At 52.9% G+C, this 23,864-nt stretch carries 16 protein-coding genes, 1 other RNA gene and 1 pseudogene; 5 read left to right on the plus strand and 13 right to left on the minus strand.

The genetic code is table 11. The annotated features are described in order from the left end of the window. Nucleotides 1-248: pseudogene (locus P3X23_RS09365) on the plus strand (hypothetical protein); the annotation flags it as partial. A 254-nt stretch (nt 249-502) separates the two neighbouring features. Here the strand turns inward: P3X23_RS09365 and P3X23_RS09370 are convergent. The 11 genes from P3X23_RS09370 to gyrB all read right to left on the minus strand — a co-directional run bounded on the left by P3X23_RS09370 (nt 503) and on the right by gyrB (nt 17,735). Continuing rightward, nucleotides 503-832 carry a hypothetical protein gene (locus tag P3X23_RS09370; RefSeq protein ID WP_300875850.1) on the minus strand — a complete coding sequence of 110 codons (330 nt, stop codon included), beginning with the start codon at nt 830-832 and terminating at the stop codon, nt 503-505. A 65-nt stretch (nt 833-897) separates the two neighbouring features. After that, on the minus strand, nt 898-1,728 hold the full coding sequence (locus P3X23_RS09375; RefSeq protein ID WP_300875852.1) for a M48 family metallopeptidase: 831 nt from the start codon (nt 1,726-1,728) through the stop codon (nt 898-900). A gap of 214 nt (nt 1,729-1,942) precedes the next feature. Beyond that, nucleotides 1,943-5,920: a DNA-directed RNA polymerase subunit beta'' gene (locus tag P3X23_RS09380; RefSeq protein WP_300875854.1), complete on the minus strand. Its 3,978-nt coding sequence runs from the start codon at nt 5,918-5,920 to the stop codon at nt 1,943-1,945. A gap of 19 nt (nt 5,921-5,939) precedes the next feature. Further along, complete coding sequence (locus tag P3X23_RS09385; protein WP_300875857.1) at nt 5,940-7,808, minus strand: DNA-directed RNA polymerase subunit gamma; 1,869 nt, start codon at nt 7,806-7,808, stop codon at nt 5,940-5,942. A gap of 75 nt (nt 7,809-7,883) precedes the next feature. Further along, nucleotides 7,884-11,210: a DNA-directed RNA polymerase subunit beta gene (gene rpoB / locus P3X23_RS09390; protein WP_300875861.1), complete on the minus strand. Its 3,327-nt coding sequence runs from the start codon at nt 11,208-11,210 to the stop codon at nt 7,884-7,886. A gap of 648 nt (nt 11,211-11,858) precedes the next feature. Next, the gene (locus tag P3X23_RS09395; protein ID WP_300875863.1) at nt 11,859-12,554 is read right to left on the minus strand and encodes a DevA family ABC transporter ATP-binding protein; all 696 of its coding nucleotides are present in this window, start codon (nt 12,552-12,554) and stop codon (nt 11,859-11,861) included. A 9-nt stretch (nt 12,555-12,563) separates the two neighbouring features. Next, the gene (gene devC, locus P3X23_RS09400; RefSeq protein WP_300875865.1) at nt 12,564-13,718 is read right to left on the minus strand and encodes an ABC transporter permease DevC; all 1,155 of its coding nucleotides are present in this window, start codon (nt 13,716-13,718) and stop codon (nt 12,564-12,566) included. Between the two features lie 9 nt (nt 13,719-13,727). Beyond that, the gene (locus P3X23_RS09405) at nt 13,728-14,891 is read right to left on the minus strand and encodes an ABC exporter membrane fusion protein (RefSeq protein ID WP_300875868.1); all 1,164 of its coding nucleotides are present in this window, start codon (nt 14,889-14,891) and stop codon (nt 13,728-13,730) included. Between the two features lie 88 nt (nt 14,892-14,979). Then, a complete protein-coding gene (locus P3X23_RS09410; RefSeq protein WP_300875871.1) occupies nt 14,980-15,579 on the minus strand; it encodes a pseudouridine synthase in 600 nt (199 codons plus the stop codon). 10 nt (nt 15,580-15,589) lie between these two features. Then, a non-coding RNA gene (gene ssrS, locus P3X23_RS09415) (6S RNA) lies at nt 15,590-15,776 on the minus strand. Between the two features lie 36 nt (nt 15,777-15,812). Further along, complete coding sequence (gene gyrB, locus P3X23_RS09420; protein WP_300875874.1) at nt 15,813-17,735, minus strand: DNA topoisomerase (ATP-hydrolyzing) subunit B; 1,923 nt, start codon at nt 17,733-17,735, stop codon at nt 15,813-15,815. A gap of 126 nt (nt 17,736-17,861) precedes the next feature. On the opposite strand from gyrB, the gene miaA reads away from it, so the two are divergent. Continuing rightward, nucleotides 17,862-18,800, plus strand: coding sequence for a tRNA (adenosine(37)-N6)-dimethylallyltransferase MiaA (gene miaA / locus P3X23_RS09425; RefSeq protein WP_300875877.1), 939 nt, complete (start codon nt 17,862-17,864; stop codon nt 18,798-18,800). 58 nt (nt 18,801-18,858) lie between these two features. Here the strand turns inward: miaA and P3X23_RS09430 are convergent, their stop codons facing one another. Continuing rightward, entirely contained in the window at nt 18,859-19,080 is a 222-nt protein-coding gene (locus P3X23_RS09430; protein WP_300875880.1) for a hypothetical protein, read from the minus strand. Between the two features lie 69 nt (nt 19,081-19,149). Then, nucleotides 19,150-20,745: a hypothetical protein gene (locus P3X23_RS09435; protein WP_300875883.1), complete on the minus strand. Its 1,596-nt coding sequence runs from the start codon at nt 20,743-20,745 to the stop codon at nt 19,150-19,152. A gap of 42 nt (nt 20,746-20,787) precedes the next feature. On the opposite strand from P3X23_RS09435, the gene P3X23_RS09440 reads away from it, so the two are divergent. Genes P3X23_RS09440 through P3X23_RS09450 form a run of 3 tightly spaced genes read left to right on the plus strand, consistent with a single transcriptional unit; the run spans nt 20,788 to nt 23,679 of the window. Continuing rightward, nucleotides 20,788-21,219, plus strand: coding sequence for a resolvase (locus P3X23_RS09440; protein ID WP_300875886.1), 432 nt, complete (start codon nt 20,788-20,790; stop codon nt 21,217-21,219). A 36-nt stretch (nt 21,220-21,255) separates the two neighbouring features. Continuing rightward, nucleotides 21,256-23,280: a ribonuclease catalytic domain-containing protein gene (locus P3X23_RS09445; protein WP_300875889.1), complete on the plus strand. Its 2,025-nt coding sequence runs from the start codon at nt 21,256-21,258 to the stop codon at nt 23,278-23,280. A 9-nt stretch (nt 23,281-23,289) separates the two neighbouring features. Next, the gene (locus tag P3X23_RS09450; protein WP_300875892.1) at nt 23,290-23,679 is read left to right on the plus strand and encodes a YkgJ family cysteine cluster protein; all 390 of its coding nucleotides are present in this window, start codon (nt 23,290-23,292) and stop codon (nt 23,677-23,679) included. Nucleotides 23,680-23,864: the final 185 nt, after the last annotated feature.

Raw genomic sequence — 23,864 nt, forward strand, 5'->3', positions numbered from 1 at the left:
AAATGCACCAGCAGGTCTATAGTTGTCCTCCTGAGGAAGTGATTGCCTTTAGTGAAACATTGACCTTTTTGCGAACGCTGTTGACCCTGCACTACGGCCCTGGAGATGCCTTAGTGGCCGCAACCCTGCGTTCTTTGTATCACCTCCGCCAGCGCGATCGCCAGTGGCTGGTGGCGGCAGCACAGTATCTCAATCGCCTCCTAAAAGACGACTACGATCGCCTGCGGGGCATTATTGAGCAGTTATGACAGCTGGCAAGACAACAGCCGCCACACTCCCCAACAAAACAACAATTTCTAGACCAAGCAACACTTGATTGGCAGGTTTGAGCCTACCACCCCGCCACCAGTTCCTGACCCACCGATCCTCTGGGCGGATTGCAAAACTGACTATGGAAACCAAAAGTGGCCTCCCCCCGCCTTTGCTCCCAGAAGGAGGTGAGACAGCAAACTCAGTAGCACCCCACTCCAAGCCCCTAAATGAGCCAAGTACCAGCTTCGATTTAGCTCGCCTGTGGGCAACCACTCCTCTGCATCATCTGCCCAGTGACGAGGGCAAACGTGACGGCCACCAGCATTAGGGTATTGGCCAACCGTTGCCAAGCGTGCCAATTCCCTTGGAAAAGTTGCGCCCAAGATTTCTTATGCAATAGTCGGCGATCGCCCCAATGAAAGCAGTAGAGCGCAAAGAAGGGAAACAGCAATAAAAGGACAAGGCCAATCGTACCGTGGAGGCCTTGAATATCGGCAACCTTTGGTAGGGGCAGTGATCCCCAGCGGCCATCGTAGGTGTTATAGACCCAAAACCCTGAAACAAGAGCAAGGAGTGCCAAAATTGCAATTGCTCCATGGGCAAGGCGCAGCAGAAGGGGTTGATAGGGAATGGGTTTGGTCGTTGTTATTGCTGAGCAGGGTGCAATTGCTGGACAAGGCGATCGTACTGCTGGGTTTCCGCCCAATCAAGAATCTCTCGTGCCCGCAGCACGGGTAGAGGGTGGGTGAGTTGACTGGTCTGCACTTCCTTGAAAAGGCTGTACCAACCTCGATCGGCAGCGTCATATTCCCGTGCTTGGGCAATAAAAGCATCCAGATTCAGGCGATCGCTCCACTGCGGCGAGCCGCCACAGAGTTTCATCAGCACCGAGGCCACAATCCGTGGGTCTTGGGTGACTAACAGTGCAGCGCGATCGCAGGTGAGTTCAGCACAGCGCAGCCAGTGCATCAATTGCATTTGCAATCCCTGCGCTAGGAGCAAGCCCCAAGGCGAAAGTTGACTAGTGGCAAAAAGGAGCAAGTTGGCAATTGTTAGATACACCCCATGTTCGCATTTGAGATGCCCCAACTCATGGGCTAGCACTGCTTGCAATTCCTGTGGCGTCAGCAGTTCCACCAAAGAAGAGTGCAATACCACAAAGGGCTGCTTGCCCCGCATAGCAAAGGTGTAGGCATTGGGCACAGGATGTTGCTTGAGGTAAAGCTGCGGTGGCTCTACGGCCAAAATACGGCAAGCCTCAAGATGGAGACTGTAAATCTCTGGAAGTTGCTCCTCACTTAGGCGCAGACTGCTACCTATATTTTCAAGGTAAAATGCCTGCTCCGCTACCGATCCTAGGAGCGATCGCACGAGAATGTCTAACCCCGGCAGTTGCTGGAGTGCTTGAGTGGCCTCGCGATCGCGGGGATGACGAAATTGATCAGCCCTGAGGCTGGAATACGCTGAAACAGGCATGAAACTGTGATTTTTACTTTGACCCCTTCACTGCCAATTTTAGGGTATGGCAAGGGTTTCTAGCATCTTCGCAAAAACTTGGTCTGCCATTGGGTATGCTCCGAAACTGCCCTAAAAAAGCTACGGCAAGTGCACCTTTGAGCCTGTCCTAGGATGCTGACTAAATTGGTACCAAGTCCTACCGTAGCTTTCTTTAGAGCTGGGGAGATTCTAGTTAGAAGGTATCTTCCTCCTCTTCGTCTCCATAGTCATCCTCCTCCTCTGCGAATTCCTCCTCATCCTCAGCATCACTACTGGCAAATTCAAAATCGCGAGTTCGTCCAGTGATTTTTTCAATCACGTGGGGCGCAGTTTCGTCGTCAATCAGGACATCCTCACCGAGGTCAGCCGCAGGATTGATGGTCATGGATGGAGGTTCCGGTTCAGAAGTAATCACGTGGGTTTGTCCCAAACGCTCTTCACCTTCTTCCCACTCCTCGTTGCCATTGCTACTTTCCTCGTAGCTGTTGAAGCCAGTGCCTGCGGGGATGAGACGGCCGATGATCACGTTTTCCTTGAGTCCCCGCAGCCAATCGGACTTGCCTTCAATGGCGGCTTCTGTCAGCACGCGAGTTGTCTCTTGGAAACTGGCCGCTGAAATAAAGCTGTCGGTATTTAGCGAGGCCTTGGTAATTCCCAAGAGGACGGGGGTGTATTGAGCAGGGGCGCCCCCCGTCAGTGCCATAGGTTCGTTGGCCTGCTCTGCTTGGCGCAAATTCATCAGTTCACCAGACAGCAAAATTGTGTCGCCGGCATCCTCAATTCGCACTTTTGAGGTCATCTGGCGGACAATGATCTCAATGTGCTTGTCAGAAATCTCAATGCCTTGGGTCAGGTACACCGACTGCACTTCGTTGACCAAAAATGACTGCACCTTTTCAAAGCTAATTTGGGCGGCTTTGAGTAACCCTTGGGGTTTGTAGTACTCAAAGTAAATCGAGAGGATGTCGTGGGGATCCACAGGGCCATCGGTGAGTGGGTCAGCCAAATTGACCTTTTGACCATCCACCACCAAGGGGCTTTGGCCAGGAAGAACAGGGTATTCCTGAATCGTGCCATCCTCTTCAATGACTTTGATATCTACGCTATCGTCACTGTTGTAGGTGACTTGACAAGTACCGGGGCGCACAGCCAGCACACATTTTTCCTTGGGATGGCGCGCTTCAAGGAGTTCTTCAATCCGAGGCAACCCTTGGATGATGTCACCCGTTTTCGCTCGCTCAAAGACCAACAGGGCAAGGTTATCCCCCCGCTGCACAAGGTCACCATCTTCAATTTGCAGCACTGCCCCTGGCGAGACAAGGTAGGGACGGGCTAAGCGCAGGGTGACGTGGTTATCGGCGACTGCCATTACCGCCGCTGTTTCTGGGGCAGTCACTCCCTTGGCAAGTTCATCGCCGGGACGCACGAGATCGCCAACTTTGACCGTGGGTTTAGCCCCGTTAGTCTCGATCTGCAGGCGATCGCTGTCGGTAACGACCAGAATGCGGCGAACCGATTCACCGCTGCGCAAGATGCCCTGCACTTCACCCGCCTGCTTAGCCTTGATGTCTGTCCGAGCAATCACGGCACCGGGGCCAATGTGATCGCCATCTTTGACAAGAAGGGAAGTAAACGTACTGCCTTGGGTTTGATCCGCAGCAATGTCACGGCGAATCACCAAGGATTCAAGAATCACCAGTTGCAGGCGCTGGGCGTTCGGATCCGCTTCATCCGTTACAATTTCAATATCCGCAGCCAGTTGCGGTGCTTCGCTGCCAATTTCAAGGACTAATTGTGTCCGCAGTAGATCAACCCCATCAACAGATTTGACCCGCTCATCGTGTTTGTAAGGCAGCCGCTGTACGGCTCGCAGGCGAATGGATTGCCCTGAGCTATCACTGGAATCTTGGCTGGGAACCGATGGCTCATCAGGAACACTAAATTCTTGGACGGGGCGCAACAAAATTGCCGGCCCTTCAGGTGTGTCCTCAAGATAATCCACCTGAGAGAGGGTTTCGACCACAAGGCCGGGGAGGACTTCTTCGCCGGGACGTGCTAAGGTGCCATGCTTTAGTCGTGCGGCCTCTGGATCATCCACAAGGTGAAGTTCACCGGGCTTGATGATAATTTCCCGCAGAATATCGTTTTTCTGGATGACTTCAACGACACCGCTGTTTTGGCAGAAGATGTCCTTGACCACCTCTGTGCCCGCTTCGACGTATTGGTTGTCCTCCACCATCAGCAGGGAAATATCCTTGTTTACCTCATGGGTTTCTTCGGGAATCCACAGCAGGGTTCCCCCCTTGAGGACTTCGTAACCCTGTTTGGCTTTCCCCTTTTTGGCCACTTCGATGTCGGCGTACTTGAGAATACCGCCAGTGATAGTGTGGTAGCGATCGTCAATCAGTTCGGCCACCACTTGACCATTGGCCACTTTTGTACCAGGAGCGGCTTTCAGGGAAAAACGCTGGCCAGTGGCAGTTTCAATAATATAGTGCTCGCGGCCTTGCTGCGTTTCTTTGAGCACCTTGGCTTTATCGAGCATTACCGAGGCGGTAATGATTTCCACCTCGCGCCCCCCTTTACTGTCCTGTTGCTCTGGAAGACGCACGACGCCCCCATGCTCTGTTTTCACCACGGTTTCTGCGAGCACAGTACCGGCTTCGATGCGATCGCCATTTTTAACGACCGGCTCAGCACCGGGGGGCAGATTATAGACTTCGCCAGAGAGGACCCAAATCAAGCCACCTTTGGGGGCAATGCGCGTGGTTGTGCCTTGGCGATCGCGCTTCTCTTCGGCCTCAAGATTGACAAACTTCACTTGACCCGCCAAATCGGAGGCCACATCCTTCGTCACTTTTTCTACCGCCTTGCGGACACTGCGGCTGGCTTGAGCCACCTCTACCAAGAGTTGACCCGCTTCCACGGTTTCTCCATCCTCCACCAGCACAATCGCCCCCTGGGGAAGTTCCAACTCTTGGGTTTGCTGATCACCTTTGAGCTGGAGCTGGCCGGCAGTTTCAACAATAAAAGCATCGTCGCCGTGGCGGGTGCGGTAGGGGCGGACCCGTAATTTCTTGCTGTACTCCACAGTGCCAGCAAAGGGCGCACGTTCTTGGCGCGCCACTTCCCCCGTAAACACACCCCCTGTGTGGAACGTGCGCATTGTCAACTGAGTACCGGGTTCGCCAATGGATTGAGCAGCAATAATTCCCACGGCTTCTCCCATATCCACCAATCTGGCATGGGCAAGACTCCAGCCGTAGCAGAGACGACAAACAGAGCCAGTGGCTTCGCAGGTGAGGGGCGATCGCACCACCACTTCTTCAATCCCAGCATTGACAATTTTCTTCGCCAGATCGGCGGAGATAGCTTGATTTTTGGCCACCAGCACTTCGCCCGTTTCGGGATGGCAGACATCATTGAGCGCCACTCGACCCAAGAGCCGGTCTTCTAGCGCTAGTACCTTATCCCCCACCCTCATACTGCGCAAGGTAATGCCCCGCTCCGTTTCACAATCCTCTTCGCGGATAATCACATCTTGGGAGACATCCACCAAGCGACGGGTCAAGTAACCAGAGTCCGCTGTCCGCAGTGCTGTATCCACTAACCCCTTGCGGGCGCCATAGGAGGAAATAATGTACTCTGTCACCGTCAGCCCTTCACGGAAGTTGGTTTTAATTGGCAGGTCAATGATTTCCCCCTGGGGATTGGCCATCAGACCCCGCATCCCCACCAACTGACGCACCTGGGAGAGATTCCCCCGTGCGCCAGAAAAAGCCATCATATAGACGGAGTTGAGAACATCGGTATTGCGGAAATGGCGCACCACTTCGTTTTTGAGCTCTTCATTAGTGGTGTTCCAAGTGTCAATCACCTTCTGGAAGCGTTCTACTTCCGTAATTTCCCCCCGTGAGTAGCGCTCTTGGGCGGTTTTAATTTCTTTTTCTGCTGCTTCGAGGAGTTCTTGTTTTTTCGGCGGAACAAGCAGGTCATCCACACTGATGGAAACGCCGGCGCGGGTGGCATAGCGAAAACCAAGGTCTTTGACTTTATCCGCCATTTCCGCTGTGCGGGCGGTGCCAAAGTTGCTAAACGACCAAGCAATCAAATCCCGCAAACCTTTTTTGTCAATAACGCGGTTAAAGAAAACAGGCTTTTTCTCAGTCATGGTGTTGGGGTCTCCCAAATTAACTGGCTAGGGCTTCTTGAATCGTTTGGTTGTAGATGATGCGACCGGGGGTGGTGCGGATGTACTGGGAAATCAGTTGACCGTTGGCATCCTCTTTGACCCGCCGCAGGGGGTACTCCAGCAAACGGCAGCCATCTTCATAGGTTGTAATCCGGGGTTCACTGCTGTTGCCATCATCCACCTCACCGTCGTAGCGCACCCAGACAAAGGCATGGAGGGGCAAGTGTCCCTGTTCGTAGGCCATGACCACATCTTGGAAGTTGGCATAGTAGCGATCGCCATAGTCGGGCAGCTTCGGATTTTCCGCAGTCAAGTAATAGCAGCCCAACACCATATCTTGGCTGGGGGTAATAATTGGCTTGCCTGTGGCCGGCGACAGGATATTGTTCGAGGCCAACATTAGCATCCGCGCCTCCGCCTGGGCCTCAATTGAAAGGGGCACGTGCACCGCCATTTGATCACCGTCAAAGTCTGCGTTGAAGGCAGGACACACCAAGGGGTGCAGCTGAATGGCCCGCCCCTCCACTAGAATTGGCTCAAAGGCCTGAATTCCCAAACGGTGGAGTGTCGGTGCCCGGTTGAGCAACACGGGGTGACCCTCAATCACCTCCTCCAACACATCCCAAATCTGGGGGTCATTCCGCTGAATCATCCGCTTTGCCGCCTTAATGTTGTTAACAATTTGCTGACGAATCAGGCGGTGAATCACAAAGGGCTGGAAGAGCTCAATAGCCATTTCCCGAGGCAAGCCGCATTGGTGCATTTGCAGCTTTGGCCCTACCACAATTACCGAACGACCCGAGTAGTCCACCCGTTTCCCTAGGAGGTTTTGGCGGAAGCGCCCCTGTTTGCCCTCAATAATGTCCGAAAGGGACTTGAGGGGACGGTTATTGGCACCCACCACTGTGCGCCCGCGACGACCATTATCAATCAGGGCATCCACCGCCTCTTGCAACATCCGCTTCTCATTGCGGACAATAATTTCTGGCGCAAGGATTTCTTGGAGACGGGCAAGGCGATTGTTGCGGTTAATGACGCGGCGGTACAAGTCATTGAGGTCAGAGGTGGCAAAGCGTCCCCCATCCAATTGCACCATTGGCCGTAGATCCGGTGGAATAACGGGAATCACCGTCAACACCATCCATTCCGGTTTTGCGCCAGTGGCAATAAAGTTATCAATGACTCGCAGCCGTTTGATCAGCTTGGCGCGTTTTTGCCCCTTGGAGTTGAGGATTTCTTGCCGCAGCTGGTCGGCCTCCGCTTGTAAATCCAAATCCCGAAGCAGGCGTTGGATAGCTTCAGCCCCAATGCCCACTTCGATGCCGTCTAGCTCTGAGTCTTCGCTGTAGAGCTCTTCTTCGATTTCCTGCCACTGATCTTCGCTCAGGAGCTGCTTGTAGCTGAGAGCCGGGTGATTGCCGGGATTGAGCACCACATAGGAGTTGAAATAGACAATCTGCTCCACGTCCCGCAGCGGCATATCCAGTAGGATGGCCATGTAGCTGGGAATCCCTTTGAGGTACCACACATGGGTGACCGGGGCGGCCAATTTGATGTAACCCATGCGATGCCGCCGCACCCGCGATTCGGTGACCTCAACGCCACAGCGTTCGCAGACAATGCCACGATGGCGCACCCGCTTATACTTGCCGCAGTGACACTCCCAATCTTTGGCAGGACCAAAAATTCGCTCGCAGAAGAGGCCATCCATCTCCGGCTTGAGCGTACGGTAGTTGATGGTTTCTGGTTTAGTGACCTCGCCCACTACTTGACCGTTGGGGAGCGTGCGCTGACCCCATTGGATGATGCGCTCCGGTGACGCGAGGGACACTTTTACATAATCAAAGCGTTGCTCAATTCTGGGCATAAACTCACAAATCCTTTGGCGATGAATGGTTTGAGGGGGCGATCGCCCCCAACAAGCTGAATAGGTGCCGCGCGTCTAGAATGTCGTTGCCCCTTCTTTGTCGTCTGCATCATCAAGGGCACTGTAGTCAATGGTGGGCCGTGGCGGCGTGCGGCGAGGACTGGCATCCACCATCAAATCCACCTCGGGGTCAGGTTTTGTTTCCCCATCGTCATCAAAGCTGGGAATACTGGCCTTGCGCACGGAAATATCCAAGCACAGGGACTGCAGTTCCCGCATCAGCACCTTAAAGGATTCTGGCGTGCCCGGCCGGGGAATCGATTGACCTTTGACAATGGCATTGAGGGCTTCATTGCGTCCTTGCATATCATCGGACTTCACCGTGAGCAACTCTTGGAGGGTATAGGCAGCACCATAGGCCTCCAGTGCCCACACCTCCATTTCGCCAAAACGCTGACCCCCTTGCTGAGCCTTACCGCCGAGGGGCTGTTGGGTCACCAAGGAGTAAGGGCCAGTAGAGCGGGCATGGATTTTATCGTCCACCAAGTGCACCAGCTTCAACATATAGGCCATCCCCACTGTTACCGGGCGGTCAAAGGGTTCACCGGTGCGGCCATCATAGACCACCATTTTGCCTGGGTCGTTCGCATTAAAGACCCAATCTTGACCTGTGACTTCTTTGGCTTCTTTCAGCTTGGCATGAACTGTTTCTCGGGATTTCTCCTTGCCATGCATTTCATCAAAGGGAGTAATTTTGAAGCGGCGACCTAGGCATGCGCCAGCCCAGCCCAACAGGCACTCATAGATTTGCCCCACATTCATCCGCGAGGGTACCCCCAAAGGATTGAGGACAATATCTACAGGACGGCCATCGGGCAGGAAGGGCATATCCTCTACAGGGAGAATTCGGGAAATAATCCCTTTGTTGCCGTGGCGACCGGCCATTTTATCCCCCACTTGGATTTTGCGCTTCTGCGCCACATAAACCCGCACCACCATATTGGCACCGGGCGGCAGCTCATCCCCCTGCTCACGGGTAAAGACGCGCACATCAACCACGCGACCTTTTTCACCATTGGGCACCCGCAGGGAGTTATCCCGCACATCCCGTGCTTTTTCTCCAAAGATGGCACGTAGGAGTTTTTCTTCGGGGGGCTGATCCGATTCCCCTTTGGGAGTAACTTTACCGACAAGAATATCGCCCGCCTCTACAAAGGCACCGATGCGGATAATGCCGTTTTCATCCAATTGCCGCAGGGCATCTTCAGAGACGTTGGGCACTTCGCGGGTAATCTCCTCAGGCCCAAGTTTGGTTTGTCGCGCCTCGATTTCATACTTCTCAATGTGAATGGAGGTATAGACATCCTCTTGCACCAGCCGTTCGCTGATCAAGATTGCGTCTTCGTAGTTGTAGCCTTCCCACGGCATATAGGCCACAAGAATATTTTGGCCAAGGGCAAGTTCACCCCCCTCGGTGGCGGAGCCATCGGCAATCACTTGTCCTGCTTGGACGCGATCGCCGACAAAGACAATCGGTCGCTGGTTTAAGCAGGTATCTTGGTTAGAGCGTTGATACTTTTGCAGCGTGTAGCTAATCTCAGGGCCATTATCGGTCTTAATGCGAATTTGGTTAGCATCCACATAGGTGACAACGCCATTGGTCTGGCTGAGGACCACCATCCCAGAGTCCCGTGCTGCCTGAGCTTCTAGACCTGTCCCCACCAAAGGACGCTGGGGACGCAACAATGGTACCGCCTGCCGTTGCATGTTGGACCCCATGAGGGCACGGTTCGCATCATCGTGCTCTAGGAAGGGAATTAAGGATGTGGCCACGGAGATAATCTGCACTGGCGAAACCGCCACGTAGTCCACTTGATCGGGGGTGGTGGTGGTGAAATCTTGGCGATAACGCACAGGTACCACATCCCCAAGGATGTAGCCGTTTTCATCAGTGGGCACATCCCCTGGGGCCACCCGTTTGTCATCCTCTTCGTCAGCGGTCATATAGACGGGCGGCTGATCCTTGAGAACGCGGCCATCCTTCACGGGATAAAAGGGCGTCTCAATAAAGCCATACTCATTGACGCGGGCGTGGGTAGCCAAGGAACCAATCAGCCCAGCATTGGGACCTTCAGGGGTTTCAATGGGACAAATGCGACCATAGTGGCTAGGGTGAATATCCCGCACTGCAAAGCCTGCCCGTTCACGGGTAAGCCCCCCTGGGCCAAGGGCACTCAAGCGCCGCTTATGGGTAAGTTCCGCAAGGGGGTTGGTTTGATCCATAAACTGGGAAAGCTGGCTGGAGCCAAAGAATTCCTTAATGGCCGCTACCAAGGGCTTCGGATTCACTAGCGAAGTGGGGGTCAAAGAATCGGTGTCAGACACCGTCATCCGCTCGCGAATAATCCGCTCTAGGCGATTGAGGCCAACGCGCACTTGGTTTTGCAGCAATTCCCCCACCGAACGTACACGACGGTTCCCCAAGTGGTCGATGTCATCAATGGTGCCCAGATCGAACTCTAGGTTAATCAGATAGTCAATGGCCGCTAGAATATCCTCTGGGGTGAGGATGCGCACCGTATCGGGAATATTCAATTGCAGCTTGCGGTTGAGCTTGTAGCGACCGACCCGACCAAGATCATAGCGCTTGGGGTCAAAGAAGCGCGACTCCAGTAGCTGTTGTCCACCTGAAACTGTGGGTGGCTCCCCTGGGCGCAGTTTTTTGTACAGTTCAATGAGGGCATCTTCTTCAGAGAATTTGCCTTCTTTTTCAATGGTTTTTTGGTAGTACTCTGGGTGACGTAGCCGCTCTAGGATTTCGCTATCAGTGAGGCCTAAGGCTTTGAGAAGGACATGTGCTGAGAGCTTACGGGTTTTGTCAATGCGTACCCAAAGCAGATCGTTTTTGTCGGTTTCAAACTTTAACCAAGCGCCTCGGTTGGGAATGAGACTGGCATTGTAGGTGCGGCGACCATTTTTGTCGGTTTCTGATTTGTAGTAAACACCGGGACTGCGAACAATTTGGTTGACAATGACACGTTCGGCACCATTAATAATAAATGTGCCACGGTCTGTCATCAAGGGCAGATCGCCGATGAATACATCTTGGTCAATGATATTGCCATTTTCTTTATTAATGAGGCGGGTCGGGACATACATCTGCATTGAATAGGTGGCATCCCGCCGCTTGGCCTCATCAACGCTATACTTCGGCTCCTTGAGTCTGTAGTCCTTGGCCAAAAAGTGCAACTCAATTTTGCCGGTATAATCCGTAATCGGGGAGAAACTCTCTAGCTCTTCAATGAGTCCTTCTTCAAGAAACCATCGGAAGCTGGCCCGCTGAATCTCGACAAGGTCTGGCAAAGTAAAAGCGGGTGGCGTGTAAATCTGATTACTAGCCATGTATGTCCTCTAGAGGGTATCGCTAAAACGCGGATCTTGCATCTTAAGCGAAGAGGCATCACTTTGTCAAGCATGCCAAAAGCTCCGCTTACGGCAAATACTGCCGTCGGAGACCTTTGGCGTGATGAAGCTGTTGGAATCGAAAAGAGTTGACAAGTGCCACTGCTGCGCTTGCAAGCCGCTACCTATGACCATAGCATAGAACGGTTATTTGGGCGATCGCGCCCTCAATCCTGTTTGCAAAGCTTCAAGGCTTCTAGCACAAGGGGTGAATAGCAAGCCGGTGTAGCCATAAAGGTAAACATCGGCCACTTAGTGGCGCTAGGTTGCCTCCTTCTTGAGATAGCGGTGAAAATTCAGGCTAGATATTCTTGGAGACTACAGCAGCCATACACATCTAGTTTGCCATGCAGATCGGAGGCGGCACTACCATTGGCAACTTCAACAACCGATTCAGGTGCTCCTTCAAGATAGGGTAGGGGAGGCCATGTACACGGCTGTGTTATGAAGTTCAGCTTTTTTGATTATAAAGGCACCCAAAGACCTGGCGACTGAGGCGGATCGCCCCTGTCTAAAATCGGTAGCGTCCGCTGTAGAGTTGCAAATCTCCTCAGGGGATTCACGCTGCGCTGGCTGTTCCTATCTAAGTTAGGCAGAAACGCCAATTGTGGTTTCCGCAAGACGGCCGTCTTCCATGTGAATAATGCGATCGGCGACATCGAGAATGCGGTTGTCGTGCGTTACGATTAAAATGGTACAGCCTTGTTCGCGGGCAAGGGCACGCATGATTTCCACCACATCACGACCAGATTTTTTATCGAGGGCAGCCGTGGGTTCATCGGCAAGAACAATTTTGGGATGCCCAACAAGAGCGCGAGCGATCGCCACTCGTTGCTTTTGCCCTCCCGACAGTTCATGGGGATAATAGTCAAGGCGCTCGCCAAGGCCAACAGCACAGAGCATTGCTTCCACCCGTTCTCGGGCTTCCTGTTGACTCAGGTGGGGTTGCAAATCCAATGCCATCTGCACATTTTGGCGAGCGGTCAAGGCATGGAGCAGATTGTGACTTTGGAAGATGTAGCCCGTTTGACGCCGGATTTGAATCAGCTGCTTTTTGGTGGCGTTGCGTAGCTCTTGACCAAGTACTCGTAGGCTGCCCTCTTGAGCTGATCGCAAGGCACCAATCAAGGTTAAAAGTGTCGTTTTTCCCGATCCTGAAGGCCCCGTCATGATCACAATCTCACCCGCTTCAATGCGAGTATGTAGATTAAAGAGAATTTGCTTGCGCAGTTGCCCCTGACCAAAGTAGTGATTGAGGCCTTGAATCTGGATCACCGGCTCCATAACACCCTCCTAAAAAATATCCGCAGGATCGGCTTGTTGAATTCGCCGCATGGCGATCGCCCCTGAGAGAGTACACATGAGCACCGTGAGTGTAAACACTAAACTTGCTCGCTCCACCGTCATCCAAACTGGCAGCGATGTGGCATTGGCAATGAGGATATACAGTAGAAACGAAACAATAAACCCCGGAATATAGCCCATACAGGAAAGAATCAACGATTCCTGCATCACCACACCATAGAAGAATACGTCGCGATAGCCCATCGCTTTCAGGGTGGCATACTCCGCCAAGTGATCCGTGACATCGGTGTAGAGAATTTGATAAACAATCACAGAGCCAACAATAAAACCCATCAAGGCGCCGAGGGAGAAAATAAAGCCGATGGAGGTACTCTTTTCCCAGTAACTGCGTTCAAACTCAGCAAACTCCTCACGGGTCATGACCAAGACATCATTCCCCAGAGCAGCCTTCATCCGCCGTGCCAGTGCCTTGGTATTCACCCCCGGCTGCACCCGCACCAAACCCACGTCAATTAGACCGGGATTGCGTTCAGGAAAGAGACGCAAAAAGTTCAAGTCACTCGTGAGTAAATTGCCATCGGCGCCAAAGTTAGCGCCCATGCGAAATAGGCCTGCTACGGTGATTTTGCGGCCAGAAACTTCGGTGGTCACCTCTTCCCCTTGGCGGTATAGCTCTGGAATTGGGCCAAACTCAGCGCGGGATTGGGCATCAAAAAGGACATGATCCGCTAGTTTAATGGCATCCTGCCAGTGGGGGGTATCAGATACCGAAATAGATACCGCCATCGGATCCACGCCAATCACCATTAGTTGACGGGTACTTTTATTAATGGGATTGCGCCACAGACCAAAACTGAGGTAGAGGGGAGAAACGGACGCCACCCCTTCAAAACCCGCTGCTTGGTAGAGTCGCCGTCGAGGGAAGCTGCGCATGGCAATCAGTGCCGTGGATTGGGGACTAATGAGAACAATATCGGTGTTGAGGCTCTCGTGGAAGCGCACTGCCGCCTTAAAAAGGGCATCGCGAAAGCCAAACTGCATGAGCATTAGCACCACGGCAAAGGCAATGCCGGCAATCGCCACCAAGAGGCGAATCCGCTCCCGAATGAGTTGCAACCAAGCCAAGGGAATCGCAAAAATCATCTGTGCACCTCAGCGGGGATCAATCGCCACTTCCACCTGCATATTGGTCAGACCCGCCACTGGCTCGCTGTTATCTAAGCGAATTCTGACCTCCACAACCCGCACATCGGTTTTAGCGGCAGGGTCGGTATCGGTGACATCGTTTTTGGCAACTAAGAGTCCCACGCGTGTAACGCGCCCGGTAATTGGTGTCCTTAGGACACTGCTGCGAATTTCAGCCCGTTGACCGACATGGACACGGGGCACATCGGTCTCATACACTTCAGCAACGGCATACATTTGGTCAGTATTGCCGAGTTCAAGAATGCCCCGTTCACTGATGGTCTCTCCTGCTTTAGTGTGAATCCGCAGCACGCGACCATTTTGGGGGGCACGAATAATCGTGCGTTCAAGGCGGGCTTCCGCTAGTTGCAGATTGCGTTTTGCTGAAAGGAGTTGCACTTGGGTTTGCACTCGTTCAAGATTGGCTTGGGCAGCGTCCACTTGAGCATTTGCAGTGGCGAGTTCTGTGCGGCGTTCCTCCTGCAAACGAACGAGGTTGGCTTGGGCGTTGCGCAATTCTTCCTGTAAGCTCCGCACGCGAACGGTGCGGTCATCTAAATCCTGTTGAGAAATTGCCCCATTGGCAAAGAGTTGGGCAAACCGCTGATACTCACGATTGGCGGTCTCTAGTTCCGCTTGGATGCGCTGAATCGTGGCCTGTTGAGCTTGAATAGCCGCAATGGCGGGTTCATTGGCGCGATCGCGACGGCGCTGTGCTTCATTAATTTGAGCAAGGGCTAAGCGAGTTTCGGCGTCATAGCGCAGGCGGGCTTCCTGCAATTGACTTGCTGCTAAGTCTCGCTCTGCCTTGCGCTCTGGATAAGTGTCTAAATAGGCAAGGGGCTGACCGGCAACCACGCGATCGCCCTCGCGCACTAGGAGCTGCCCTAACCGCTCGGTCATTGAGGGAGCACTGACGGCCACCACTTCCCCTTCAGGTTCCAAGCGACCCAATGCCGTAATGCGATCGCTCACTGGATGAGCCAAAGCAGCTTGAATTGCTCGCTCTTCATTGGCGCGTTGTTGTTGCGTCCAGTAGTTGAGACTCAGTGCAAAACTTCCCAAGCCGATGGCGATCGCTCCCCCAATTAGCCACGGACGACCAATCTTATTAAAAAACGGCTGTCCCATGGGACGACCTCATCAATCAATGTAGCGCTGTTGCAAATAGTAAGTGTTACCTAATCTTAATATAGTTCCTCAAAATTGTTAAAGAATACTAAGCACATTGAGTGGGTCGCTGACCACACATCTGCCGAAGGGCTTGCCGCTCTTGGGGAGAGAGTTCCCGCCACTGGCCGGGGGCAAGGTCACCCAATTGCAAGTGGGCGATCGCTACCCGTACCAAGCGCAGTGTGGGGAATCCTACCGCTGCTGTCATGCGCCGGACTTGACGATTCCGACCTTCCCGCAGGGTCAAGCTGAGCCACTGCGTAGGAATATGACGGCGGTAACGAATTGGGGGATTCCGCGGCGGTAAGGGCGGCTCTGGATTGAGAATCTCAGCAATTGCTGGCCGCGTACGGTAGCCTTGAATGACTACCCCTTCTGTGAGCTGTTGCAGGGCTACTGGCGTCGGTTCCCCTTCCACTTGAACCCAGTAGGTGCGCGGATGGCCATAGCGGGGATCGGTCAAGCGGTGTTGTAACCAGCCATCATCCGTAAGAAGTACCAATCCTTCACTGTCATAGTCTAGGCGGCCAGCGGGATAGACATTAGAAATAGGCACATAATCTTTGAGGGTGGCTCGCCCCTTTTGATCCTGAAACTGACACAGCACCCGATAGGGCTTGTACAGGAGAATGTAACGATAGCTCATGGTCAGGAAAAGTTTAACCGCGACGCCGTTTTACCTCAGTTTATGACCTAGTAAAGACTAGGGGGGAATGCTAACTGCAGACTTAGAAGTTTCTGGCTCGAAGGCCAGTTTACTGCCGCCCACAGTGTTGATTCCCAAATGTTTTGCAGTTGTAGATCACAAAACAATATTGGCAGTCACCAACGTCGCAGCCAAACTACAGCTAATATAGCACATCTCCTCTGGGGGTCGGTTTAGATATCGAGGTTTTCTAGTGCCAACTGTGGACCATAGGTCTCGATAAATTCGCGGCGCGGTCCTACGCGATCGCCCATGAGGATTGTGAAAATGCGATCGGCCTCAGCCGCATCTTCGATCTCCACCCGTTTGAGAAGGCGCGTCTCTGGGTTCATTGTTGTTTCCCACAACTGCTCTGGCATCATTTCCCCTAAGCCCTTAAAGCGTTGAATGGTGTAGTTGGCATTTTCAGGGAACGATGCAATTTGCTGTTGTAGCTCGCGATCGCTATAGCAATAGAAGTGCTGTCGTCCGCGCTCCACTTTGTATAGGGGAGGGCAGGCAATATAGACAAAACCTTGGTTAATTAATTCCTGCTGATAGCGATAGAAAAAGGTCAGCAACAGCGTGCGAATATGGGAACCATCCACGTCTGCGTCCGTCATGAGAATGACCTTGTGATAGCGCAGCTTCGTAGGATCAAATTCCTCGCCCTTCATGCCTAAACCCAAGGCAGTAATTAAGGACTGCACCTCATTATTTTTATAGATTTTGGCGTCATCGGTTTTCTCAATGTTGAGAATCTTCCCCCGCAGTGGCAGAATTGCTTGAAAGCGGCGATCGCGCCCCTGTTTGGCACTCCCCCCCGCAGAATCCCCCTCAACAATGAAAATCTCGGAGACAGCAGGATCTCGGGAACTGCAATCCGCTAATTTCCCTGGCAGTGTTGAAGACTCTAGCACCGACTTGCGACGCACCATTTCCCGTGCCCGCCGTGCTGCTTCAGCCGCATTAAAAGCTTGGATGGCTTTTTCCAGAATGGCGTCGGTAACCGTCGGATGAAAGTCGAGGTATTCAGTTAGGGCTTCCCCCACAATGGCATCGACAATGCCCCGCACTTCCGTGTTGCCAAGCTTGGTTTTTGTTTGTCCTTCAAATTCGGGGTTGGGCACTTTCACAGAAATGATTGCCGTCAGGCCTTCGCGAATGTTTTCGCCGGCAAGGTTGGCATCGTTGTCCTTGAGTTTGTTGCGCTTGCGGCCAAGGGCATTGAGCGTCCGTGTCAGCACCGCTTTTAGCCCCTCCATGTGGGTACCGCCATCAATGGTGCGAATATTGTTGGCAAAGCCAAGGAGGTTTTCGCTATAGGCATCGGCACACCACTGGAGAGCTGCTTCCACTTGCACTTCGTTTTTTTCCCCCTGAATGTAGATAATCTCCGGGTGGAGAGGTTCCTTTTCCTGCACCATATAGCGGACATATTCACGAATGCCGCCTTCATAGCAGAAGGTTTCAGCCAGAGGAGGGGTGACCCGCAAATCCTGAAAGTTAATCTGAATCCCAGCATTGAGATAGGCCAGTTCCCGCAGCCGTGTCATGAGCACTTTGGCATCAAATTCAATCGTTTCTGTAAAAATCTGGCGATCGGGAAAGAAGGTCACTGACGTACCGCGCCGTTCCTCAGGATCGGGCCTCTTTTGCAAAGGTGTAATGGGAACGCCCCGTTCATAGCGCTGATAGTGGACAAAACCATTGCGCCACACCGTCACCTCTAGCCACTCAGAAAGGGCGTTGACTACGGAGACCCCTACTCCGTGCAACCCCCCTGAGACTTTGTAGCCGCCATCGCCAAATTTGCCCCCCGCATGGAGCACCGTCATTACCGTCTCAACCCCAGAGACTCCCGTATCAGGGTGAATATCCGTAGGAATGCCGCGGCCGTTATCGGTGACAGTTACAGAGCCATCGGCATTGATCTGCACTAAAATGGTGGAGCAGTACCCCGCCAAGGCTTCATCAACGGAGTTGTCCACAACTTCATAAACCAAGTGGTGGAGTCCCTTAGGGCCAGTGCTGCCGATGTACATCCCCGGTCGTGTCCGCACGGGTTCAAGGCCTTTGAGCACCCGCAATTGGGCAGAGGAATACTCGGCGGTCATGGCAACTCCCTAATTGCTATAGAATCGAGGCAAATGCGTTTTTGCTTGCCTAAATGTCAAATCTGACCTAAATTTTAGCACATAAGGGTTATAGGCGATTCTAGGAAATTTTCAGGCTGTATTTGAGTGGGGGATGTAGGGCTAATTGTAATTGGGGGGGCAACGGCTACAGGCAAAACGGCACTGGCGATCGCCCTTGCCCAGCAATTGAATAGCGTTATTTTGAGTGCTGACTCGCGTCAAGTCTACCGAGGCTTTGATATTGGCACCGCCAAGCCCACTCCAGCCCAGCAACAGCAGGTGCTGCACCACCTCATTGATATTTGTGACCCCCGCGACACTCTGACTCTAGCTATTTACCAGGCCAAAGCCCAAGCCCTGATTGCCCACTACCATGCCCAAGGAATTACGCCTCTGTTAGTGGGAGGCACAGGATTGTATATCCGCAGTATTACCCAAGGGCTAACGATGCCCCAAGTCCCACCGCAACCGCAGTTGCGGGCGCAGTTGATGGCTCTGGGGCAGCAGGAATGCTACCAGTGGCTCCAACAGGTGGATCCCCTGGCGGCACGGCGCATCCATGCCCACGATCAAGTGCGTACCCTGCGCGCCTTGGAAGTCTATTATGTAACAGGGGTGCCCTTGAGCCAGCAGCAGCGGCGCGAACCGCCTTGCTATCCAATTTGGTACTTTGCCCTCACGGGGGGCGATCGCCGGCAACAGCAGGCACGAATTGCAGAACGCACCCACCAGATGCTGGCCATGGGTTGGCTAGAGGAAATTCGTCAGCTCCAAGCGCAATACGGTGATGAACTGCCCCTTTTAGATACCCTTGGCTATCGCGAAATGCGCCAATATCTACGCGGAGAAGTGTCCCTCCAAGAGGCAATTGCTCTTACAGTGCAGCACACCCAACAGTTTGCCAAACGGCAGCGGACGTGGTTTCGGGCAGAACCGGGGATCTATTGGCTGCAAAGCACTACCCTAGAGGAGCAACTTGTAGAGATTCAAACACAATTGGCGGAGTGGCACAGCACGACTTCAACAAAGCGACGGATCAACTGATTAGCGTAGGGAGTGGCAGGGGCTGTTTGCTTCACTTTTTCCAGTTCCGCAGTGTTAATTAATAGCGATCGCAATAAGGAGTAATCCGCGCAATCAGGTCGCGATCGTCCACCTCTGGATGAAATTGAAAGCCATAGAAGGGCTTCTTGAGCACTGTGGCATCACTGGAGCCACCTCTAAAGAGGGCATCAAAACCTTGAACACAATCAGGCGTAAAATCAGCACACTCAAAGCCGTTGAGTACCGTAAATTGCTCAGTAGCCAAAATAAATTCGGCCAATTCCTCCGGCTGGGTGGCGCGATCGCCCCGTGCCTGAAGCAGTAAAATCTGTAAAGAATGCGCAGTTTCTTAGCGTTTGGCAATCTCAATAGGCTGAGGGGTCGGTGGACGTTGGGTGTCCACAAAACTAAAGACAAGGGACGTTTCAAAGAATCCCACAATTTGCTTGAGGGTTGGCTGCATCCGCGTTTTGCCCGTCATGCCGTAGGCCACAGCAAGACCACAGGCGCCTTCAAGTGCATTGACCTCCTTAATCCAGTCAAGGAGCAGTAAGCCGTTTTCGGGGTCAAAGGTATCCAAAAGCCACAGATGATTGGCATTGGTTTGGGCAAGGAGTATGACTACTTGCTCAGCTTCTGAGGGGGGAAAGACGGTCAGATGGTGAATACCGCCCTCCTCAGCAATTCTGGCAGCAAGCGCCCCCGCTGCTGTTTTTTTAGTTTGAATTGTCAACACGGGATAGCCCTGAAACCCCTTTGGAATCTCCCCCCGTTGATAGTAAGAGACGACTGTTGGTAATTTCTGTAGCTCTTCAGGGGAAAACAACTTAAAGAGGATGTAGGCTTGCTCGGGAATAGCTTCCGTATCAATGGGGATGTGGAATTTTAAGTTGCTCTCCTCAGAGTTATCATCAATGTTTGACACCATCTCTGGCACCGTTGCCACTTGCACCTCATAGCTAAGGGCAAAATGGCAGGACGAAGGAATCTTGAACCTTAAATTAAGTTCAGGGTACTTCCCCTGCGCGAACTGCTTTTTTGTTTTCTTCCAGAATTTGATCAGAGCCTCAATCGCCACATAGACCATTTCGGCTTCTTCGGGGGCGTAGAAGGGGCGCATCCCTTCTAAAGGATGGATGGCTCCAGGGTCAATGGTGTAAAGCTGTCCGTTGAGGACAAAAAATAGATCGTCGTCTAAATCTTCTGGATTAATTTGAGTAAAATTCAAAAAAAGACAATTATTGCGCAGAATGGCTCTTTCTAGGCGTTCATCGTCGTCTTCGCCAATATAGGGATACTCTTGATCAATCTGCTGCCAAAAATTGCGCAGAGCCTCTTCGCCTCGGTAGAGCAGCAGACCAAAGTCGTGGTTGGCTCTTTGGGGGTTAACCAGTACCGCAAAAAGGGTGGGGGAGTCCCAAGCTTCACAGTGGATCTTAAGGGGGATAATACTGTCTAGACACTGCCAGATGTCCAGTTGCGCCAATTCTTTGACCTTTTGCTTGTAAAGAGGAATGTATTCTCGAGGGAGTAGCTCTATATCCTCGGCATTGTCTGTTGTTGTGGCAGTGATGAATTCAAAAAATTCGTCAAGGAGGGGAATATGGGCTTGATACTCCACCTGAATGTCGAGGGGGGCAACGATGCCACGCAGGAAAAATTGCAGCTCGCGGTCATCAACGATAATTGTGTGGGGACGGCAGGGTTCACATTCAAAATGACGGGGGTGTTCGATGGCTTCTACCAATAGCCGCATTAGGTGTTCTGGAGTTGGCGGCAGTTGACTAAGCTCCATGCTGCGTATCGCCTGATCTTCGGGATCGAGCCAAGCAGCGCCAAAGACCCGGTCGTTAATCTTGTCGAGACTGCGTCCGCCACCCACCCAAGCGCTAGAAACTTGCGGTACATTCAACAGACGACGGATGGTCGCAGCGGGTAGGCTCACAGGGCGATCGCTCCAAATTCGATACTTTGTCTACTCTAGCAAATGACGGAAATGGGTCGCATTAGGTATCTGTTGGGATTTGATCCGGGGCGGGACAAGTGTGGTTTAGCCCTTGCCCTCGGTCAAGAGGTGGTGTGTTACGAAGTGGTGGCCAGCGATCGCGCGATCGCCTGTGTCCAAGAGTGGCATGCAGTCTATCCATTTGAACAAGTGATTATGGGCAATCAAACCACTTCAAGGCAATGGCGGCGCCAACTTCAAGAGGTTTTAGCAGTAGAGGTTATTGCTGTGGATGAGCGCAATAGCACCCTAGAGGCGCGCGATCGTTATTGGCAACTTTTTGCGCCCCAAGGGTGGCAGCGGCTGATTCCCAAGGGTTTGCGCCTGCCCCCGCGTCCCATTGATGACATTGTTGCCATTGTCCTTTTGGAGCGCTACTGTGGTTATCCCCTGCTGCTCAGTAAGAGGCAATAAACTATAATTATCAAGTTATGGTACAGCACGGCAGCCGTGGAGAAAGGCACCCTCATTGAATTTCGGGTTAATAACCAGCGTCGCTTGGCGGTTATTGATCGGCCCGAAGGTAAAAAGCATTGGATTGCCATTGATCAACATTTGCAAGCCCACACAATTCATCCGCGCCAACTGACCTTTACAGTACCTGAGGAACGGTTTCGTCCCCAGGAGATCCCCGCCTTTTGGCAGCAAGTGCAGCCGCTCCTAGACACCGACAGCCTAGAGGTGGCATGGGAAATTCTCCGTGAGGAAAACCGCACCATTACTCCAGCAGATCTGGCGGAGCTGCTTTTTGCGGAGCGATCGCCGGTGGCCTGCTACGCTGCTCACTATCTTCTGAGTGAAGATCGCTTCTATTTCAAGCTCAAGGGAGAAACCTACGAGCCTCGACCGGCTGCCCAGGTGGCAGAACTCAAATATCAAAGTGAGCGGGAAGCCCAACGCTTGGCGGAGGAAGTCAGCTTCCGTGAACATTTGACCCAAGCGCTTAAGGGGGAAACGGTGGCATGGTCCGCCAGCGATCGCAAGCGCCTTGAACAGTTAGAACGTTATGCTATAGCCATTGAACCCAGTGCCCAGCACCAGGCAGCCATTGACCTACTCAGTGAATTGAAGCGACCCACCCAGCCCTTGGGAGCCTTTCAACTGCTGGTGGATCTTGGCCTTTGGTCAGAGCACGAAAATCTGTTCCTGCGCCGTAGTCAAATTGATGTTGAATTTTCTGCCAAGGTACTTGCTGTGGCCCATGAACGCCTCACCTCCCCCCCTACAGACATTGACGCTCCCTTGCGCCGCGATCTTACCCATCTGAAGGTCTATACCATTGACGACGAAAGTACCCAAGAAATTGACGATGGCCTTAGCCTCGAAATTGTTGGCGATCGCCAAAAGCTGTGGATTCACATTGCCGATCCCAGCCGCTGGGTGATGGTGGATGATGTCTTAGATCTGGAGGCTCGCCGCCGCGCCACAACCATCTATCTGCCGACGGGAATGATTCCCATGTTTCCCGCGGAGCTGGCCACAGGCCCGATGAGCTTGGTGGCAGGGCAAACCTGTTGTGCCCTCAGCTTTGGCATTCTCTTGGCCGACAGCGGCGAGGTCTTGGAGTACGAAATTTGCCCCAGTTGGATTCGCCCCACCTATCGCCTCAGCTATGACGATGTGGACATGATTTTGGAGCAGGGGGTCACTGGCGAAGCGGAGTTGCTGGCGATTGCTCAATGGGGACTGCGGCGGAGTGAGTGGCGACAGCAACGGGGAGCGATTCGCATTAGTATTCCTGAACCCAACATTAAAGTAACCAATGAAGAGGTGGAAATCTCGCCTCTTCACGACTCACCCGCGCGCCAGTTGGTGGCGGAAATGATGATTCTAGCCGGTGAAGTGGCTGCCCATTTTGGTGCCCGTGAGGGAATCCCACTGCCCTTTCGCAGCCAATCCCCACCGGAACTGCCCTCGGAGGAGGAGTTGTTACAATTGCCCGCTGGCATGGTACGTGACTGTGCCATTCGTCGCTGTATGCCCCGCAGTGAGATGACTACGCAACCGAGTCCCCATGCTAGCCTTGGCCTTGATGCCTACTGCCAAGTGACCTCCCCGATTCGTCGCTACACAGATTTATTGGCGCACCGTCAGATTAAAGCCTACCTGCGAGGGGAAACGCCGCCCCTGACCTCCGAACAACTCAATGAAACTCTCTTGGGACTGCTCTCCTCGGTTCAGGAATCTTCTTTAGTGGAGCGGCAAACCAACCGCTATTGGTGTTTAGAATACCTGCGGCGGCATCGTGAGGAAGTGTGGCGGGGAATTTTGCTGCGTTGGTTGCGGCCTGAGGAGGGGCTGGGGTTAATCCTTTTAGAAGATTTGGGAATAGAGCTGGCCATGCGCTTTCAACGGCAAGCCAACTTGGGAGAATGCGTGCTGGTGCGGGTAAGTCGTGTTGATCCCCGCAGTGATCAAATTTGGCTAGAGGAAGTGCCCGTCGAGGCACCAATGCCCGTAGAAACCATTGCATGATCTTAAACTATGAAAAAATGGCAGTGTATGCAGGGGTGCGGTGCTTGTTGCTACCTTGAGTTGAGCGATCGCCCAGAGGTAGCGACTATTCTTAGTGAAGAGGAATTTGCCCTCTACCAATCCCTCATTGGTGTCGATGGCTGGTGTATTCACTTTGAACCCCTCAGCCGCCGCTGTCGCATCTATGAGACTCGCCCCCGCTTTTGTCGCGTGACGCCAGAGGTTTTTGAGGACTTGTACGGCGTCCTAGCGGAAGAACTGGATGAGTTTGCCATCCAGTGCTGCTGTGAGCACATTAGCGATCGCTACGGTGAACGGAGTTTTGAACGACTCCGCTATGAATATCTGGTGGAGCACAGCGTAGATCTTCCCCAAAAGGCTGAGCAATCTTTTGAGTGATCAGATGCCTTTACAATACAACAATGTCTTTAGACAGAGCCGATGAGCGAGCAACGGATGCAGGTTAATTTGGCAGAAGTCTCTGTGAGTTTTTGCTGCTCCCCAGAAGCAGCAGAGATGCAGGCTTCAATGGAACGTATGTGGGCGATCTCCCAAACAAATGACAGCGGTACATCGCTAACCGC

It is taken from the genome of Thermosynechococcus sp. Uc, assembly GCF_029335995.1.
In the GTDB taxonomy this organism is placed as follows: domain Bacteria; phylum Cyanobacteriota; class Cyanobacteriia; order Thermosynechococcales; family Thermosynechococcaceae; genus Thermosynechococcus.

Coding starts and splice junctions, on each gene's coding strand:
- P3X23_RS09440 (WP_300875886.1), top strand. CDS start 20,788: ATGACGGAAATGGGTCGCATTAGGTATCTGTTGGGATTTGATCCGGGG.
- devC (WP_300875865.1), bottom strand. CDS start 13,718: ATGATTTTTGCGATTCCCTTGGCTTGGTTGCAACTCATTCGGGAGCGG.
- P3X23_RS09375 (WP_300875852.1), bottom strand. CDS start 1,728: ATGCCTGTTTCAGCGTATTCCAGCCTCAGGGCTGATCAATTTCGTCAT.
- P3X23_RS09385 (WP_300875857.1), bottom strand. CDS start 7,808: ATGCCCAGAATTGAGCAACGCTTTGATTATGTAAAAGTGTCCCTCGCG.
- P3X23_RS09405 (WP_300875868.1), bottom strand. CDS start 14,891: ATGGGACAGCCGTTTTTTAATAAGATTGGTCGTCCGTGGCTAATTGGG.
- P3X23_RS09410 (WP_300875871.1), bottom strand. CDS start 15,579: ATGAGCTATCGTTACATTCTCCTGTACAAGCCCTATCGGGTGCTGTGT.
- P3X23_RS09450 (WP_300875892.1), top strand. CDS start 23,290: ATGAAAAAATGGCAGTGTATGCAGGGGTGCGGTGCTTGTTGCTACCTT.
- rpoB (WP_300875861.1), bottom strand. CDS start 11,210: ATGGCTAGTAATCAGATTTACACGCCACCCGCTTTTACTTTGCCAGAC.
- P3X23_RS09395 (WP_300875863.1), bottom strand. CDS start 12,554: ATGGAGCCGGTGATCCAGATTCAAGGCCTCAATCACTACTTTGGTCAG.
- gyrB (WP_300875874.1), bottom strand. CDS start 17,735: ATGACCGCCGAGTATTCCTCTGCCCAATTGCGGGTGCTCAAAGGCCTT.
- P3X23_RS09380 (WP_300875854.1), bottom strand. CDS start 5,920: ATGACTGAGAAAAAGCCTGTTTTCTTTAACCGCGTTATTGACAAAAAA.